The sequence below is a fragment of the Weizmannia sp. FSL K6-3076 genome (genome assembly GCF_038007245.1).
GTDB lineage: Bacteria > Bacillota > Bacilli > Bacillales > Bacillaceae_C > Weizmannia > Weizmannia faecalis.
The window spans coordinates 2,937,072-2,952,498 of the sequence record NZ_JBBOWU010000001.1; the positions used below are offsets into that span (position 1 = coordinate 2,937,072).

At 43.2% G+C, this 15,427-nt stretch carries 12 protein-coding genes and 2 pseudogenes; 1 reads left to right on the forward strand and 13 read right to left on the reverse strand.

Going from position 1 to position 15,427, the window contains the following annotated elements; translation table 11 throughout:
- Window positions 1-89 precede the first annotated feature (89 nt).
- The 8 genes and pseudogenes from NSS95_RS13930 to NSS95_RS13965 form a co-directional block, all read right to left on the reverse strand.
- Window positions 90-265, reverse strand: a pseudogene (locus NSS95_RS13930) (SDR family oxidoreductase); the annotation flags it as partial.
- Between the two features lie 83 nt (window positions 266-348).
- Window positions 349-825 carry an anaerobic ribonucleoside-triphosphate reductase activating protein gene (gene nrdG / locus NSS95_RS13935; protein WP_340713990.1) on the reverse strand — a complete coding sequence of 159 codons (477 nt, stop codon included), beginning with the start codon at window positions 823-825 and terminating at the stop codon, window positions 349-351.
- On the reverse strand, window positions 822-2,693 hold the full coding sequence (locus tag NSS95_RS13940) for an anaerobic ribonucleoside triphosphate reductase (protein WP_061565019.1): 1,872 nt from the start codon (window positions 2,691-2,693) through the stop codon (window positions 822-824). Before NSS95_RS13940 ends, nrdG begins: the two co-directional genes overlap by 4 nt.
- Before the next feature lie 793 nt (window positions 2,694-3,486).
- Window positions 3,487-4,566: a PRK06851 family protein gene (locus NSS95_RS13945; RefSeq protein ID WP_013860503.1), complete on the reverse strand. Its 1,080-nt coding sequence runs from the start codon at window positions 4,564-4,566 to the stop codon at window positions 3,487-3,489.
- 137 nt (window positions 4,567-4,703) lie between these two features.
- Window positions 4,704-5,752: pseudogene (locus NSS95_RS13950) on the reverse strand (2,3-butanediol dehydrogenase).
- 520 nt (window positions 5,753-6,272) lie between these two features.
- A complete protein-coding gene (locus tag NSS95_RS13955; protein WP_041818033.1) occupies window positions 6,273-7,418 on the reverse strand; it encodes a glycerate kinase family protein in 1,146 nt (381 codons plus the stop codon).
- Between the two features lie 137 nt (window positions 7,419-7,555).
- Window positions 7,556-8,668 (reverse strand): RNA-guided endonuclease TnpB family protein, encoded by a 1,113-nt coding sequence (locus NSS95_RS13960; RefSeq protein ID WP_014097055.1) that lies wholly within the window; start codon window positions 8,666-8,668, stop codon window positions 7,556-7,558.
- A 555-nt stretch (window positions 8,669-9,223) separates the two neighbouring features.
- Window positions 9,224-10,342, reverse strand: a complete 1,119-nt coding sequence (locus NSS95_RS13965; RefSeq protein ID WP_014095882.1) for an RNA-guided endonuclease InsQ/TnpB family protein — start codon at window positions 10,340-10,342, stop codon at window positions 9,224-9,226.
- Window positions 10,343-10,429: 87 nt separating this feature from the next.
- Here NSS95_RS13965 and NSS95_RS13970 point away from each other — a divergent pair, with 87 nt between their 5' ends.
- Window positions 10,430-10,570 carry a ribbon-helix-helix protein, CopG family gene (locus NSS95_RS13970; protein ID WP_003352379.1) on the forward strand — a complete coding sequence of 47 codons (141 nt, stop codon included), beginning with the start codon at window positions 10,430-10,432 and terminating at the stop codon, window positions 10,568-10,570.
- 162 nt (window positions 10,571-10,732) lie between these two features.
- Here the strand turns inward: NSS95_RS13970 and rbsB are convergent, their stop codons facing one another.
- The 5 genes from rbsB to rbsK are packed head-to-tail and all read right to left on the reverse strand — an operon-like array spanning window position 10,733 to window position 15,427.
- The gene (rbsB, locus tag NSS95_RS13975; RefSeq protein WP_013860507.1) at window positions 10,733-11,653 is read right to left on the reverse strand and encodes a ribose ABC transporter substrate-binding protein RbsB; all 921 of its coding nucleotides are present in this window, start codon (window positions 11,651-11,653) and stop codon (window positions 10,733-10,735) included.
- Window positions 11,654-11,668: 15 nt separating this feature from the next.
- Window positions 11,669-12,613 (reverse strand): ABC transporter permease subunit, encoded by a 945-nt coding sequence (locus NSS95_RS13980; protein WP_026684459.1) that lies wholly within the window; start codon window positions 12,611-12,613, stop codon window positions 11,669-11,671.
- Window positions 12,597-14,096 (reverse strand): sugar ABC transporter ATP-binding protein, encoded by a 1,500-nt coding sequence (locus NSS95_RS13985; RefSeq protein WP_340713991.1) that lies wholly within the window; start codon window positions 14,094-14,096, stop codon window positions 12,597-12,599. The genes NSS95_RS13980 and NSS95_RS13985 overlap by 17 nt, the downstream gene beginning before the upstream one ends.
- Before the next feature lie 57 nt (window positions 14,097-14,153).
- Window positions 14,154-14,546, reverse strand: a complete 393-nt coding sequence (rbsD, locus tag NSS95_RS13990; protein ID WP_041819467.1) for a D-ribose pyranase — start codon at window positions 14,544-14,546, stop codon at window positions 14,154-14,156.
- Window positions 14,546-15,427 carry a ribokinase gene (rbsK, locus tag NSS95_RS13995; RefSeq protein ID WP_041819469.1) on the reverse strand — a complete coding sequence of 294 codons (882 nt, stop codon included), beginning with the start codon at window positions 15,425-15,427 and terminating at the stop codon, window positions 14,546-14,548. The genes rbsD and rbsK overlap by 1 nt, the downstream gene beginning before the upstream one ends.

Below are 15,427 nucleotides of genomic sequence, written 5' to 3' on the forward strand. Positions count from 1 at the left end.
CCCTTTCGCCCTTCGCATAACACCACGCCCGCAGAGGCTCCATGTCAAGCGACCAGCGATGTCATGAAAAATATGGCATGAGATCAAAATTAAATTTCACTTATTGGTGTCCAAAATATTGACTTAAATCCAATACGGATGACTTCCCCATTTATGTACTCCTCTTTAGAAGTCAATAAGAAAGTGACCAGTTCTGCCACTTCTTCCGGCGTACCGAGCTTTTTTGTGGAATTCCGCGTGTTGCGTTCGCTTTCATTTCCGGATTTCCTATGATTCATCCGAACAAGCTAGATTATACACCGGCAAAAGTGGAGAGATGGGCAACCATCTCTCCACTTTTGCCTTTGATTAAAATGATCTTTCCATTTCCCGCTTTGTTGTTAAATCAATGATCCGCTGATTTCTGCTCCCGCGAAAGGATAAGGTTAAATCACGCTCTGCCAATAGAAACGGGCCATCAACGAGCACATCACAATATCGCAGCAACTCCTGTTGATAGAGATCATCGGAAGCAATTAATTGTTCAAATGTATAGCCTGAGTAAACCCAAATATTTTTTCCCAGTGCTTTTAATCGTTTTGCCACTTCGCATACTTCTCGTGCTTGAAAAAAGGGTTCTCCTCCGGAAAAGGTTACATCTGTCAATGGATTGCCAGCCACTTCTGCAACGACATCTTCAACCGGCATCTCTGTCCCATTATGGATATTCCAACTCCTTGGGTTATGGCATCCCTTGCAAAAGTGCGGACAGCCTGCAAAAAAGATCACGGTTCGCAAACCTTCACCATCAACAACCGAATCGTGGATGATATTCATGACCCTCATTGATGTTTCACCCTTTCACTCTCTTCTGCACGTTTGGCTGAATTCCACCTTTTCATATCGCCAACCAGATAACCGGTTATTCGTCTAATGCGTCCAATCTTATTTTCATCGGCATTGTGGCAAACCGGGCACTCATTATCAATGATTCCCGAATAACCGCAGACGCCGCACTGGTCGACGGGATGATTGATGGCACCATAGCCAATATCATATTGCGCCATGGCTTTTACCAATCGATCCAAAGCACGGACATTTTTTGAAACATCTCCATCACACTCAATATAAGTAATGTGACCGCCATTACACAATTTATGAAAAGAACCTTCAATTTTTATTTTATCAATCGCCTTGATTTTATAGTAAACCGGGATATGGAATGAGTTCGTATAATAGGACCGGTCCGTCACCCCGGGAATTTTTCCAAACTCTTTTTGGTCATTTCGCGTAAACTTCCCTGATAACCCTTCTGCCGGCGTTGCAATTAAGGAAAAGTTTAAATCATAAGTCTCACTTGCTTTGTCCACTTTCTCCCGCATATGCTGAATGATACGATACCCTAATTGATAAGAATCATTGGACTCCCCATGATGTTTGCCTGTCAGTGCAACCAGTGCTTCAGCCAGCCCAATAAAACCAACACTTAATGTGCCATGCTTTAATACTTCTCCTACTTCATCATCCGGTTTTAAGTTTTCGCTATCCTTCCATATATGCTGACCATACAAAAAGGGGAAATTCTTTGCCTGCTTTTTTGCCTGAAAATGAAACCGTTCTAACAATTGTTGAATGGCAAGGTGAAGATAACGATCTAGTATGTTAAAAAATTCACATTCATTTTTAGCAATCAGCGCTATTTTTACAAGATTAATAGAAGTAAAGGACAAATTCCCGCGGCGGATACTATTTTCTTTTCCATGGCGGTTTGCCATCACACGGGTGCGGCAGCCCATATACGCAATTTCTGATTCCGGCGTGCCGTCATAATAGGGACGATTAAACGTGGAATCTATAAAGCTAAAGTTCGGAAATAAACGTTTTGCCGTCGTTTCAAGTGCTAATTGGTATAAGTCATAATTTGGTTCCCCGGGTTCAAAATTGATCCCTTTTTTCATTTTAAAAATTTGAATGGGAAAAATCGGTGTCTCCCCTTTCCCGAGCCCGGCTTTCGTTGCCAACAACATATTTTTTACGAGCAATCGCCCGGCTTTGGACGTATCGGTACCGTAATTAATAGATACAAACGGGACCTGCCCTCCCCCGCGGGAATGCATCGAATTGCAATTATGGATAAAAGCTTCACATGCCTGGTACGCATCCCGGTCGGTTTCTTCCCAGGCTAATGCCTCAAGCTCTTCGTCTGTATAGCTGGTGGCATAGGTTTTCAAACGTTTTCTATTTTTATGGAAGGTTTTCTCTATGTAAGGAGCAAGATCATAATCAAACATCGGAAAACTTTGCCCGCCATGCTGCATATTTTGATTGGCTTGGAAAATAATCGCTGCTAAAGCCATCGCGCTGCCAATGTCTTTCGGTTCACGCATATACCCATGTCCGGTATTAAATCCGCCCTTTAATACCCCGCCCAGCGGAATCTGGCAACATGTGGTCGTACCCGTTACCATAAAATCAAGGTCATGGGGGTAAATAAAATTGTCATCAATCGCCTTTACGACCTCTTTGCTAAGCAACATTTGCTTTGCATAACTTTTGCTGACTTCAGAAGAGATTTTTGACATTTGCCCCATTGGTGAAGAGCCATCCATATTTGCATTTTCTTGCATTAAATCATGATTATGGGAAAACACAATCTCATTTAAGGCATGCAGGGGAAAACCGCCACTGGTTTCTTGTTCATTTTTTGTCATCATTTTACTGGTTCTCCTTTCTAACGCACCGGTTTTGGGCATGAAAAAATAGGTGGCACATCATGCATTTTCAATGAAAAAAGGCTGCGGCGTAGCGGCTTAAAATTTCCGCAACATCCTTGCCCGACCAACCCGTTCAATCGCGGAATAAACGGCGGCCAAAACGGCAAAAATTCCGCCCTCCGAAACATCAAGTTATGGCAGGCCTGGCTTGTGCTTCTGGCCCTTCTGATGGGCAATACAGCCGAACAGTTTTGTAGGCTTCAGCCGCTTGTCATGCACCGCGTTGTGGCACTCTTCTGATGGGCAATACAGCCGAACAGTTTTGTAGGCAGCCCGGATTTAAACTGGATTCCCTTTCAGACAGATCTGCCACCCTCACCCAAAATACTATATTTAGTATTGATTTCCAAGACAACTAACTACATATAGTATCCTACCATAGTGTGTTTTGGATTTCAATACGAAAGGGGGAGCGTCTCCGGAAAACGATTCGGGTCTTTCTTTTTCCCTTTTACGCTGGAAACCGGGAAACCGTAATGTTTTTCAACAAGACGATAGCCCCGTGGGGAATCATATGTTGCCTTATGGAGGCAAATCGGTACCTGGGGAATCGCGTGATGCCTTTCCTTACTATCCTGGAAAATTGCACAGGCTGATTTTCATTCTTCTGCTGGTGCCGCGTTCACTGGGCATGAGAATCTACTTTGAAAAACACGGGCCTTCCCGAAAAACCCCGCAATGCCTTACATTTCCTCAAAAAAAATGCCGCATTTCCCGGCGGCATCCCATTTTATCACGATTGCGTTTGCAGGCGTTCAGCTTCCTGGATACCTTGATTGATCTTGAGATAGATCTGGTCCGCTTTTGCGAAGTCCAGTGCCTCATCATAGTACATTTCCAGTTTATCGTTCAGCACTTTTGCCTCGTGCAGCCAGGCGGTCCCTTCTTTCATTTTGTCTTTGTACCGCTTATGGGCAGCTTGAATTTCGTTTGCGTATTTTTCATCCGTACCCGGCGTCACCGCAGCCGCGTACATATCTATCACTTCGTCCCCATTTCGCTCAGGGAAATATTCGTGCGGATCGGTGCTGTCAAAAATGCAAAACCCGAGTTCCCTGACGATGACCATATCAAGGCTGTTTGGATCAAATCCGCAATGGTAAATCTCAGTCGTGAATCCTTTTTCTGACGCTTTGGCCGCAATTTTTTTCAGCATTGTGGATTTGCCGGTTCCGGCCCGCCCCTTTATAAAATAGCGTTTCGATAGCCCCTCCGTCAGATTTGGGATAAAGTCAACTGCTCCGTTTGGTGTGGCTGCCCCGAGAAAACGGTGGTATACCGTTGCGCTCCCGCCCCCGGTTTTCCCGCCAAATAGCTTTTCAATCAGCTGCTGTGTCACCTGGCCTGCCTTTTCAAAATCCATTTCTTTTAAGTAAATGGCCTCCAAGTCATCATGATGGCGCAAACTTTCCGCAAACGATTTGTACGCAGATTGATAGGCTTCCTGTATACGGCGATTCAGCTGCAATACCTCTTTTTCATATTTGGCGTCCAATGCGTCCTCCAGGATCATAACCGATCCATTTGCTTTCGGTTCAATCGCATACGGCGCATTCCCATCCACCACTCCTGTTTTTAATCCTGGAATCATCAGGCCATCCAGCGAATCAGGGGCAGACGGGCAATGAATCAGTTCAAGATCATAACCTTTTTGCTTCCACGCTTCCGCCAGTTTTTCCATGATGTATGATTTCCCTGTCCTGCCATTTAAAATAAACACGCGATCCAAACCCTGCAAACTTGAATCCAAATAATGCGCAAACCCTTTCCCGGTATTGCCGCCTGCAAAATAATGCAACACTTTTCTAGCCATATCCCGCCACTCCTCTGTTTGGATAATTAACGGTTTTCCACATTAGCCTATGCGCCCCGCAAAAAGGTTGTGATTTCCTCTTGCAAAGAAAAGAGGCCGGCCCGGAATCAGCCCGGGCCGGCCTCTTCTTAAAAGGTTTATTTCTCCCCGCTCAATTTAACCAAAATTTTCGCCTGGGATTTGTCTTTTGCAAAGCTTCGAAGCCTTTTTCAACGATTTCTTCCAATTGGATATGGCTGGTAACGACGTCTTGCGGTTTCAATTGGCCGGATGCAATCAGGTTAATCGTTTGTTGGAATGTTTTCTTCGTGTAAACAATCGATGCTGTAACGCTAACACCTGTATTCGTTAACTGCATCGGGTTCCATTCTATCGGGCGTGCAAAGATAGAAATGACATCGACAATCCCGCGTGCTTTCGTTGCATCAAGTGCTTGTTTGAAAGTCGGAGCAACGCCGGCCACTTCAAAGGATACATCTACGCCGCCCGGAACAAGATCACGGATGGTTTGGACGGCATCTTTTTCCCCGGAGTTAATAATGTCGGTCGCGCCTGCTTTTTTCGCCAGGTCCAGACGAGGTTGCGACAAATCCGCCACGACAATCCGGCTTGCACCTGCCGCACGTGCTGCAACAATGGTCAATAATCCGATCGGGCCTGCACCAAAAATCGCAACCGTATCGCCAAATCTTAAACCACTATCTTTCACAGCCTGTACAGCAACCGCGCTAGGCTCAACTAATGCAGCTTCCTCCAAAGACAAGGAATCCGGCACGCGGTAAATATTATTTTCTGGAATGTTGGCGTATGCCGCAAATCCGCCATTGCTATGTAATCCAATAAAAGCGTAGCCGTCATAACGATCGAATTCATCCGGTTTGATTCCGCGGGTAATCGTCGGGTTAATAACAACCCTGTCGCCTGCTTTATACTTGGTAACTTTTGATCCGACTTCTTCAATCACACCGGCAAATTCATGCCCCATCGTGAGCGGCGCTTTTTCACCGGTAAATTCATTTTCTTCGCCAACAGGAATAAATACCGGCCCTTCCTGGTATTCATGCAAGTCACTGCCGCAAATCCCGGCCCATGCTACTTTTACTTTCACTTCATTCTCTTTTAACGGGCGCAATTCAACATCTTCTACACGAATATCTTTTTCTCCGTGCCATACTGCTGCTTTCATTTTTTCCACTCCCCTTGCCAAATTTTTAATTGAATATCGTTTATCATAAATATCCTATTTTTATAGTAAAATTGTTATATATAAATAGCAATTAATACGCTTACACCTCATGGATATCGCGTTAAAATAAGATAAAATTCCATAAAAAGCGGACTTTTATTTTAATCCAGTCAGACAAACATTCTTCCATAAAAATTTTAAAGAGTTGATAGAAAAAAATCCATTTCAGCTGTTTGATCTGTTCGAACTGGCATACCGGTTGCTACGCAGGTGAAAAGCGCAGCCTTTTTGCGGTCTGCGCTCGTTTGCGGCTTTGTATGGCGGTTTAGCTTGCGCAAATGGCTAACGTCCTGTACCGGAATTTTTAACGGCATCCATTGGTTTGCATCACCAGGGCGTCTATCCTGAAAATATACGCCGGCTGATTTTCGTTTTTCTGGTGGTGCCGTATTCACTGCGGCATGGGCATCTAATCACAGTTAACGGCTTGCTGCCGTTTCGTGAAAATATGATACGCCCTCTACTGTTTCGCTAGCACCAAAAGCCGCGCGATATTTTCGCATGTTCTCTCAATATTGGCAGCACCCGTTTGCAAAGCGTCTTCAAGCGCCATCGGGCGGGGCAGGATGCCAAAGATCGCATCAATGCCTTTTTCATATAAAACATCAATTTGTTCCCCGACATAACCGGCAACGGCAATTACGGGTTTCCCATGTTTTTTTGCTGCCCTGGCCACGCCATAAGGGGTCTTCCCGAACTGCGTCTGGAAATCGATGCTGCCTTCGCCGGTCAAAACGATATCAGCATCTTTTACTTTTTGCTCCAATCCGGTGTATTCCACGACAAGCTCGATGCCGCTTTTTAACACGGCATCCGTGAACACCATCAGACCGGCACCGAGGCCGCCTGCAGCCCCTGCCCCTGGGACCTCAGCAACATCTTTGCCAAGCTGTTCTTTGATGATGGCGGCATAATGCGAAAGGTTGGTATCCAAGAGCGCAACCATTTCTTTCGTCGCGCCTTTTTGCGGCCCGAATACATGAGAAGCGCCGTTTTCCCCGCATAAAGGATTGGTAACATCCGATGCGACAAAAATTTGCACCTCTTTCAAGCGCGGATCAAGGCCGGCCAAATCAATTTCCGCCAAATCCCCGAGTGCACCGCCGCCAAAAGGAAGCATCCCGCCCCTTTCATCTAAAAATTTTACACCGAGCGCCTGTGCCATCCCGGCGCCCCCGTCGTTTGTGGCACTGCCGCCAATGCCGATCAGAATCTGTTTTACTTTTTTGTCCAGACAGGCTTTAATCAGTTCTCCGGTACCATAGGTTGTGGTAACCAACGGATTTTTCGTTTCTTTTGTGACCAAATGGATGCCGCTTGCAGATGCCATTTCAATTACTGCCGTTTCCCCGTCTCCGAGAATCCCGTAACAGGCTGTGACCGGATGTCCGAGCGGCCCTGTGACGGTTTGCTGGTAAATCGTTCCGCCTGTTGCATCCACCAGCGATTGAACCGTTCCTTCCCCGCCGTCCGCCATTGGAACCTGAATGCAAACAGCATCCGGGATCGCTTTTTTAATCCCTGCTTCCATTGCGGCACATACCTCTTTTGCCGTCATGCTCTCTTTAAACGAATCCGGCGCTAATAAAAAGACTGGATTTTTCATCATTTCACCCCAGTGAACTACCCACCACTTATCAACCTTACGGTTTGATTGAAGTGGGGGCTTCTCGACTTATCGTTGCTTTTACTAGCCAACGAAAACTGACCGAGCTAACCCTCTTGTTCCAAGAGTTTTGTTACTTATGATAACGCTAATAAGCGTAATCCCTCATTTTTGATATTGATTGCTGAATTGTGATCGCGATCTAATACAAAGCCGCAAGAACATTTATATACACGTTCAGATAATGGCATTTCTTTTTCCTTGCCGCAACATGAACACTTCTTAGTGGAGGGAAACCACTTATCAATTTTCACAAGTTGTTTCCCTTGTTCTTTTAGCTTATACGCTAAGAAAGTAGTGAACATCCCCCAACCGTTGTCGTGAACGCTTTTCCCAAAGTGAAGGGCTTGAGACATCCCTTTCATGTTCAAGTCCTCAATCACGACAGCATCAAAGTTAGAAGCTAATTCTTTTGACTTATGATGAAGAAAATTCATGCGTTGGTTCGCCACTTTCTCATGTAACTTAGCCACTACTAGTCGTTGCTTGTTCCAACGTGCAGAACCTTTCTTGCGTTTGGACAGAATGCGCCCGGCTTTTGCTAATTTTTCTGACATCACACGATAATAACGAGGATAATTGGCTTTCTCATTCTCGCTACTCACGTATAATTCAGCCATAGCAAAATCTAGCCCAATGACATTTTCTATTGTTTTAGGCTGTATATCTTTTTCGTATTCTGTTAGTACGGAAACATAGTATTTTCCTGACTTTGTTCTGGAAATGGTACAGGATTTCAATTTATAATCAGCAGGAATTTCTCTATGCTGTTTGATTTTTACAAGCTTTAGTTTAGGCAACTTGATATGACCATCTTTCCATTCGATGTTTCCATTGACTAAGTTAGTTGTATAGGATTGTTTTGCTTTACGATTTTTGAACTTTGGAAAATCCGTATTTCCTTCAAAGAAATTCTTATAAGCAGTCTGTAAGTTCATTTGTGCATTTGCCAAAGCTAAAGAATCCACTTCTTTTAGGAATGGAAATTCACTTTTATATTTTGCAGGAGTCGGAAACTTTTGCTTTTTAAGCAATTCTTTATCATCCTTGAACTTTTCATACGTTTCTTTGCGTTCAGCTAACATCTTATTGTAGACAAAGCGAACACAACCAAATGTCTTAGCTAATAATGCGGATTGTTCTTTGTTTGGTAACAAACGAAACTTGAAAGCTTTGTTTTGCTTGGCCATATCAATTCACCTCACTTTGTGCGGAAAAATTTCGTATATATTGATTATATCGTAAAAAATCCGTACAATCAATATGAGGAAAGCATTTTGTCTTTCATTACACGGATGAAGGACATTTCACGCGTGGATTCAAAACATTTTGTCTTTTATCACCCTAATGAAAGACATTTCCCGGCCAAACTCAAAAAATAGTAACCTTCATCCCAATTGGTAAACTATCTAAACATCAAAACAGTACCCTCTTATTAGGATGCTGTTTTAGTCTGGCTATCGCCCATCTCATTCCAGGTGCGATATAAAGGCCAGACTCTATCACCTAAATATTCATTTGTCTCTGACTCTGCGGCTTTGTAAATTATGTAAATGGAAAATAGAATCAAGTGCCAAAGGATGTAGATCAAAAATTTTACAGCAGAATATTTGACAAAGAGTGAACTACCCTCCACTTATCAACCTTACGGTTTGATTGAAGTGGGGGCTTCTCGACTTATCGTTGCTTTTACTAGCCAACGAAAACTGACCGAGCTAACCCTCTTGTTCCAAGAGTTTTGTTACTTATGATAACGCTAATAAGCGTAATCCCTCATTTTTGATATTGATTGCTGAATTGTGATCGCGATCTAATACAAAGCCGCAAGAACATTTATATACACGTTCAGATAATGGCATTTCTTTTTCCTTGCCGCAACATGAACACTTCTTAGTGGAGGGAAACCACTTATCAATTTTCACAAGTTGTTTCCCTTGTTCTTTTAGCTTATACGCTAAGAAAGTAGTGAACATCCCCCAACCGTTGTCGTGAACGCTTTTCCCAAAGTGAAGGGCTTGAGACATCCCTTTCATGTTCAAGTCCTCAATCACGACAGCATCAAAGTTAGAAGCTAATTCTTTTGACTTATGATGAAGAAAATTCATGCGTTGGTTCGCCACTTTCTCATGTAACTTAGCCACTACTAGTCGTTGCTTGTTCCAACGTGCAGAACCTTTCTTTCTTCGAGAAAGAATTCGTTGTGCTTTTGCTAATTTATCTAAGGCTTGCCGATAGTAACGTGGGTAATTGGCTTTCTTACCCTGTTCACTCTCGACATATAGACCATCCATAGCAAAATCCAAACCAACAACTTTCTGTATTTTAACTGGACGAATATCTTTCTCATATTCTGTCAAAATTGAAATGTAGTATTTGCCTGTCTTTGTTTTAGAAATAGTGCAAGATTTGATTTTATAATCAGCAGGTATCTCTCTATGCTGTTTCATTTTTATTGGCTTTTTGATTTTTGGCAGTTTGATATGACCATTTTCTAGCTTAATATTTCCGTTGACCATATTAGTTGTATAGGATTGTTTTGCTTTACGATTTTTGAACTTTGGAAAATCCGCATTTCCTTCAAAGAAATTCTTATAAGCAGTCTGTAAGTTCATTTGTGCATTTGCCAAAGCTAAAGAATCCACTTCTTTTAGGAATGGAAATTCACTTTTATATTTTGCAGGAGTCGGAAACTTTTGCTTTTTAAGCAATTCTTTATCATCCTTGAACTTTTCATACGTTTCTTTGCGTTCAGCTAACATCTTATTGTAGACAAAGCGAACACAACCAAATGTCTTAGCTAATAATGCGGATTGTTCTTTGTTTGGTAACAAACGAAACTTGAAAGCTTTGTTTTGCTTGGCCATATCAATTCACCTCACTTTGTGCGGAAAAATTTCGTATATATTGATTATATCGTAAAAAATCCGTACAATCAATATGAGGTGATAATCATGAGAGAAGAGAAAGAACGTGTAGAAATTCGTATGCCTAAGACGATATTAGAAAAATTGGAGCAATATCAAAAAGAAAATGGGATTCCAACTAGAACAGCCGCAATCTTAGAATTGTTGAGAAAAGGATTGGAAAAATAACTTTGGCTAAAGCCAACCGAAATTCATCTCCCACCTACTCATTGGTGCGATTCGCACCTTCACATTCCTTGAGGATGGGAGACTTCTTTCGGAAAGCCGTTAAATAATCCTGCTGAACGAACCAGATACGCAAGGAGATCCAGTCCGTTCAGCAGGACAAACTTATTTTTCCTTTACCAATTTTAACGGCACAGCAATACGGCTTTTGACTTTTTTCCCTTTTAATATTTTGGACGCAGCCTGAACGGCTTCTTTTCCGATTAGCACAGGCTGTTGGGCAACTGTCGCACTCAACTGTCCTTGTTTAACAGCTTTTAATCCATCATCCGTTCCGTCAAATCCCACCACAATTATATTTTTTCCTGAACTTTTAATCGCTTGGATGGCCCCTAAAGCCATTTCATCATTTTGGGCAAAAACAGCCTGGATGTCTTTGTGCCCTTGCAAAATATTTTCCATTACGTTCATGCCCTGCGTACGGTCAAAATTAGCTGTTTGTTTCGTAACAATATTTAATTCTTTATCTGCAATGGAGTCAAATCCCTGTCCCCGTTCACGTGAAGCAGATGCACCGGGTGTTCCCTGCAACTCTGCAACTTTTGCATTTTCCCCAACCTTGCTTATGATATAGTTTGCTGCCATCTTTCCGCCTTTCACATTATCTGAAGCAACTAAAGTTTCCACTTTCCCCTTATCTGCAGACCGGTCAAGCGTAATCACCGGAATGCCGATGTGGTTCGCGCTTTCAACTGCGGATGAGACAGCCGCAGAGTCTACTGGATTGATGAGTAAAATATCCACACCCTGCTGGATAAGATCTTCTATATCATTAATTTGCTTAGCGGAATCATTTTGGGCATCTGCCGTAATCACTTTCATTCCCTTTTCCTTCGCTTCCTGGAGCACGCCGTTTTTCAATGAAACAAAGAAAGGATTATCCAAAGTAGAAACACTTAAGCCGATTTTCATATCCTTTAATTCTTTATGATGGCCCGGTTTTGCCCATGATGGCGGTTCCATGGAACAAGCAGCTAAAGACAATATAAGCAAACATACAGTCATCATTTTCATCATCTTTTTCATCATCTGCACCCCGCTTTACGATTTTTTCCGGTCAATTAAGACAGCAATTAAAATGACGACCCCTTTTACGACCTGTTGATAAAAAGAAGAGACTCCCAGAATGTTTAATCCATTGTTTAATGTACCAATAATAAGTGCGCCGACCAGTGTGCCGAAAATTCTTCCTTTGCCGCCTGACAGACTTGTCCCGCCTAAGACAACCGCTGCAATCGCATCCATTTCATAAGAAGTGCCTGCTGTCGGCTGGGCCGAATTGAGACGCGAAGTTAAAATGGACCCGGCAAGTGCTGCCAATAACCCTGCCAGACTGTAGATTAACCACTTTACCCGGTCCACTTTAATCCCGGAAACAAGAGCAGCTTTTTCATTTCCGCCCACTGCATATGTTTTTCTACCAAAAGAAGTTTTGTGCAAAATAAACCATAAAATGAAAAATGTGATGACCATCGTAATGGCCGGGACCGGAATGCCTAAGAAATAGCCGCGGCCAAACAGCTGGAATGCGAAGTTGTCACCAAGTCCGGTAATTGGATTTCCGTTTGTATATACCATTGTCAAACCGCGGTATATCGTCATGGTAGCCAATGTTGCAATAAACGGGGCGACTTTTCCTTTTGTAATAAACAAACCGTTCACAGCGCCCAACAGCGCACCGATCAAGGCTGAAAGAACGATTGCTAGAAGGGGATTCAGACCTGCAACAATCATTCCTGCCATGAGGGCACTGGATAATGCCAGCGTTGAACCAACAGATAAATCGATTCCGCCGGTTAATATCACAAAAGTCATGCCAAATGCAATCAATCCGTTAATCGATACTTGCCGCAATAAGTTGAGCAAATTCAAAGGAGCAATAAATGAAGGATTTAAAATGGCAACAACAATAAATAACAAGATAAAAGCAAGTAATGGACCGAGTTTTTGCAGAACAACCGTGCTTCTTTTAGTTGCTTGTTCCATGTTTTTTTCCTCCCGTCGCTAAGAACATGATATTCTCTTGTGTAGCTTCCGCTTTGTCCAATTCGCCGGCAATTTCTCCTTCATGAATAACAAGAACCCGGTCACTCATCCCAAGGATTTCCGGTAATTCAGAGGAAATCATGATGATGGCCATACCCCTTTCCGTTAATTCATTCATCAAATAGTAGATTTCACGTTTTGCGCCTACATCAATTCCTCTTGTCGGTTCATCAAGAATCAATACTTTTGGAGCTGTTCCAACCCACTTTGCAAGAACCACCTTTTGTTGGTTACCACCCGATAGATCTCCGGCAACTGTTTCTGAAGAGGAGGTTTTAATTTGCAGCCTCTGAATCATCATGTCAACAAATGATTTTTCGTCAGCCGCTTTTATCACGCCATTTGGAGCAAAGCTTTCCAAGTTTGACAGCGCAATATTGTCGCGAATGGTAAAGTCAAGAATCAGCCCCTCATCTTTCCGGTTTTCTGTGATAAAAGCAATGCCTTTTTGTACCGCATCACTTGGATTTTTGATCCGGACCTTTTTCCCTTCAATAAAAATTTCGCCGGCATCGTAGGGATCAATGCCAAACAATGCGCGCATAATCTCTGTTCTGCCTGCCCCCATTAACCCTGCAACTCCAAGGATTTCCCCGGACCGGACCGAAAAATGGATATCCTTGAATTTTTGCCGGCTGGAAAAATGGCGGACTTCTAAAATCGTATTTCCTTGACGGGCTGTTCTTTGTGGAAATTGTTCTTCTAAATCACGGCCCACCATTTTTTTAACGACTTCCTGATAACCGGTATCTTTCGTCCGTTTTGTATCGACTGTTTTACCATCCCGCATCACTGTAATTCTGTCGCTGATTTGAAAAATTTCATCCATTCTGTGAGAAATATAGACGATCGAAACATGATTCTTTTTCAGTGATTCGATGACAGAGAATAAAGATTGAATCTCACGGTCGGTTAAAGCAGCCGTTGGTTCATCCATAATCATGACTTCAGCATCTGTAAGCAAGGCTTTCGCAATTTCAATCATTTGTTGTTCCCCCACCGAACAGGCACCGGCCAGCCGGTCAAATGGCAAGGAAATGTTTAAACGATCGAACACACCCTTTGCTAGCGCTTTCATTTCCTTCGTTTTTAAAACGCCAAAGGGACGTGTTATTTCTCTTCCAATATATAAATTTTCAAGGACAGTCATTTCGGGCCAAATATTTAATTCCTGATGGATAAATGCAATGCCGGCCTGTTCCGCCTCTTTTGGATTTTGAAAAAATGTTTCTTTGCCATTCATAATAATTTTGCCTTTATCTTTTTGATGGAGGCCTGTTAAAATATTCATTAAAGTTGATTTTCCAGCACCATTTTCCCCCATTAATGCATGGACCTCGCCGGGCAACAGCGAAAAATTTACCCCTTCAAGCACCTTATTGGCACCAAAAGATTTATAGATGTCATGCATTTCAATTTGCATCGGGTTCCCTCCCTTTATTTCTGGCATCCTTTACTTTGTTCTAAAACAGCTGCATTCTTAGAAAAAGACACCCGCCTGTAAAATGCAATTTGAATAAGCCGTCATTTCCCCGGTACGGATAACCGCTTTTGCTTTTTCTGTCATTTTTTTGAAATCCTCATGTGGAACGAATTCTATCAAATTCGGAAATTGTTCATTTAAAAACGCCAGCTGGCCCGGGTTTCCGTCTTTCACTTCTTCTGCCGCAATGGCTTTTTCTATCACCATGTCATCACAGACAGCCTTGACCACACTTTTAAACGAAGGGGTTCCCGGAGTTAATGCAAGATCAATTTTTGGCACGCCTTTAGGAACCGGCAGCCCGGCATCGGCAATCACAAGCCAATCTGTATGTCCCAGGTCTGCCAAGACTTTTGTAATCGAGCTGTTCAGCATTCCGTGCTTTTTCATCATTCTTTCCTCCCGTCTACTTCTTCGCGGGTGGGCATGCCGCCCTGTGCCCCGAATTTTGTCACCGACAACGAGGCAGCACGGTTTGCAAACAGAAGCGCTTCTTTTATTTCTTTCCCTTCTGCAACGGCCACTGCAAATGCGGCATTAAAAGTATCACCGGCGCCGGTGGTATCCACTGTTTTAACCGGAAAACTTGGCACGACAATCTCTTCTCTTCCGTCATAAAATCTTGCCCCGTTCTTCCCTTCTGTAATGATTAACCGGTTTGGATGTCGTTTTAGCGCTTCGGACCTGCCTATCCCGTTGAAAAGGACATTGCACTCATGCTCATTTGGCGTCAAGTATGCCGTTTTTTCAAGAATCGCTGGGGAAATTTTTCGCGCCGGCGCAGGGTTTAACAAGAGCGGAATCTGGTTTTTTTCGCAAAGTTTCGCGACATATTCAACTGTTTCGTACGGGATTTCCTGCTGGATTAAGACAATAGAAGAGCCTTCAAACGCTTCTTTTGCCTTTTTCACATAATCCGGTGTGACAAAATCGTTTGCTCCTTTGACAAAAATAATACTGTTGTCCCCTTCCGCCAACGTAATATGCGCGGTGCCGGAACTGCAATGTGTAACCGGTTCCACATATTGTACAGAAACATGATTTTGACGCAAATTTTCAATTAAGGCCGTGCCATACGCATCATCCCCAACACAGCCAACCATGTTTACCTTTGCCCCAAGCCTTGCCGCAGCAACGGCCTGATTTGCTCCCTTTCCGCCCGGCACCGTCTTAAATGAGTGCCCTAAAATGGTTTCTCCTGCCTGTGGCCTTCTGTCAGCTGTCACGACGAGATCCATTGAGATGCTTCCGACCACTGTAATTTGCACCAT

Excerpts from the sequence above, each read along its gene's own strand:
- nrdG (WP_340713990.1), bottom strand. The coding sequence starts at position 825 with ATGAGGGTCATGAATATCATCCACGATTCGGTTGTTGATGGTGAAGGT.
- NSS95_RS13940 (WP_061565019.1), bottom strand. The coding sequence starts at position 2,693 with ATGATGACAAAAAATGAACAAGAAACCAGTGGCGGTTTTCCCCTGCAT.
- NSS95_RS13945 (WP_013860503.1), bottom strand. The coding sequence starts at position 4,566 with ATGGCTAGAAAAGTGTTGCATTATTTTGCAGGCGGCAATACCGGGAAA.
- NSS95_RS13955 (WP_041818033.1), bottom strand. The coding sequence starts at position 7,418 with ATGAAAAATCCAGTCTTTTTATTAGCGCCGGATTCGTTTAAAGAGAGC.
- NSS95_RS13960 (WP_014097055.1), bottom strand. The coding sequence starts at position 8,668 with ATGGCCAAGCAAAACAAAGCTTTCAAGTTTCGTTTGTTACCAAACAAA.
- NSS95_RS13965 (WP_014095882.1), bottom strand. The coding sequence starts at position 10,342 with ATGGCCAAGCAAAACAAAGCTTTCAAGTTTCGTTTGTTACCAAACAAA.
- NSS95_RS13970 (WP_003352379.1), top strand. The coding sequence starts at position 10,430 with ATGAGAGAAGAGAAAGAACGTGTAGAAATTCGTATGCCTAAGACGATA.
- rbsB (WP_013860507.1), bottom strand. The coding sequence starts at position 11,653 with ATGAAAAAGATGATGAAAATGATGACTGTATGTTTGCTTATATTGTCT.
- NSS95_RS13980 (WP_026684459.1), bottom strand. The coding sequence starts at position 12,613 with ATGGAACAAGCAACTAAAAGAAGCACGGTTGTTCTGCAAAAACTCGGT.
- NSS95_RS13985 (WP_340713991.1), bottom strand. The coding sequence starts at position 14,096 with ATGCAAATTGAAATGCATGACATCTATAAATCTTTTGGTGCCAATAAG.
- rbsD (WP_041819467.1), bottom strand. The coding sequence starts at position 14,546 with ATGAAAAAGCACGGAATGCTGAACAGCTCGATTACAAAAGTCTTGGCA.
- rbsK (WP_041819469.1), bottom strand. The coding sequence starts at position 15,427 with ATGGTGCAAATTACAGTGGTCGGAAGCATCTCAATGGATCTCGTCGTG.